This is a genomic window from Spongiactinospora gelatinilytica (assembly GCF_003236385.1).
Lineage (GTDB): Bacteria > Actinomycetota > Actinomycetes > Streptosporangiales > Streptosporangiaceae > Spongiactinospora > Spongiactinospora gelatinilytica.
On sequence record NZ_POUA01000695.1, the window covers coordinates 1 to 1,617 of the forward strand.

General features: G+C 71.4%; 2 protein-coding genes. One reads left to right on the top strand and one right to left on the bottom strand.

Features of this window, described 5'->3' with window-relative positions; all coding sequences use genetic code 11:
- Positions 1–211 precede the first annotated feature (211 nt).
- Entirely contained in the window at positions 212–1,204 is a 993-nt protein-coding gene (locus tag C1I98_RS38680) for a stage II sporulation protein M (protein ID WP_111172161.1), read from the bottom strand.
- Positions 1,205–1,362: 158 nt separating this feature from the next.
- Here C1I98_RS38680 and C1I98_RS38685 point away from each other — a divergent pair.
- On the top strand, positions 1,363–1,617 hold a 255-nt coding region (locus C1I98_RS38685; RefSeq protein ID WP_368773563.1), incomplete at its 3' end, for an alpha/beta fold hydrolase.

Sequence of the window (1,617 nt, forward strand, 5' to 3'; positions counted from 1 at the left end):
CTCGCCGACGCCTACCTCACCCTCAAGGCCACCGGCCGCCTCTGACCCACCCGGCCTCACCCTTGACTTGAAGGCGCCCGGGCCTTGAGTACTTCCAAGTGATGCACCCACCGCAACCACGCACGGCCCGGGCGCGGTCGTGAGCGGAGGACGCGACCTTCAGCAGCGCCCGGGCCCGCGCGAGCGAAGCGAGCGCCATCGAACACAGCCATTAGCTCGCAGGCGCGAAGTCGGGGGCGCGTTCGATGTCGCCTGTTTCCTGGCGGCGGAGGGCGCGCCTGCCGTACACGAACACGTACGTGAGGAAGGCCGCCTCCGCGACCACGCCCACGGCCACCCGGGCCCAGGTGGGCAGGCCGGACGGGGTCACCAGGGCCTCGATGAGCCCCGACACCAGCAGCACCGCGATCAGCCCGAGCGCCACGCTCATCACCGCGCGCCCCTGCTCGGCCAGCGCCTCCCCCCGTCTGCGCGGACCGGGGTCGACGGCGGTCCAGCCGAGCCGCATCCCGGCTCCCGCGGCGAGGAACACCGCGGTCAGCTCCAGCAGGCCGTGCGGGGTGATCAGGCCGAAGAAGATGTCCAGCTTGCCGTGCGCCCCCATCAGGCCGCCCGAGACGCCGAGGTTGGCCGCGGTCTGCCAGAGCACCCAAGGAATGGGCAGCCCCAAGAAGATCGAGAACGCGATGACCTGCATGGACACCCACGCGTTGTTGATCCAGACCTGTCCGGCGAAGGACGCCGCCGGGTTTTCCGAGTAGTAGTCGGCGAACTCGTGCTCGACCAGCCGTTCGATCATCTCGGGCGGTCCGAGGGCCGCCCGTACCTCCGGGTCGCCCGCCACCCAGAACCCCAGTACGGCCGACACCGCGCAGAACCCGAACGCGGTCGCCAGCCACCACCACCGGGCCCGGTAGGCGACCACCGGAAAGGTCACCGTGACGAACCGGGCCAGCTCCCGCCACGCGGGCGTGTGCGCCCCGGTGACGGCGGATCGCGCCCTGGCGACCAGGCTGGACAACCTGCCGACCAGAACGGCGTCCGTGGACCCGGACCGCACGATCGACAGGTGGGTGGCGACCCGCTGGTAGAGGTCCACCAGCTCGTCCACCTCGGCCCCGGTGAGGGACCCTTTGCGGCGGATCAGGTGCTCCAGCCGATCCCATGTCCCGCGGTGCGCCATGACGAACGCGTCGATGTCCACGGACCGAGCCTATTCCCGTCCCGGTGGCCTGGAGGTGCGAAACCCATCGGAGCCCTACATACCGGGCTCGGCCTCGCTGCCACCTCGTACACGGGACCGCGTTGGCGCCCGTCAACGAGAGTGCCGAGACCTCGCACCGATTCCGCCTTGGCCGCTCAGTGCGGGTCCGGCCCCGGCCTGCTGCCGCGCCCACGGCGCGGACGGCGGCCGAGGCCAACTACGGGCCGATCATGGAAGGGCCGGCCGCACGGCACACCGTGGTCGGGGTGGACCTGACCGGAACCGCCCACACTCCCAGGGCCCAAGAGCCGCTGGAGCTGGATGAGCTGGTGGACCAGCTCATCGCCGCCGCCGACGCCGAGCAGCTGGACACCTTCGCCGTCAGCGGCGGGGCGGTGGGTTTTCCACAGGGC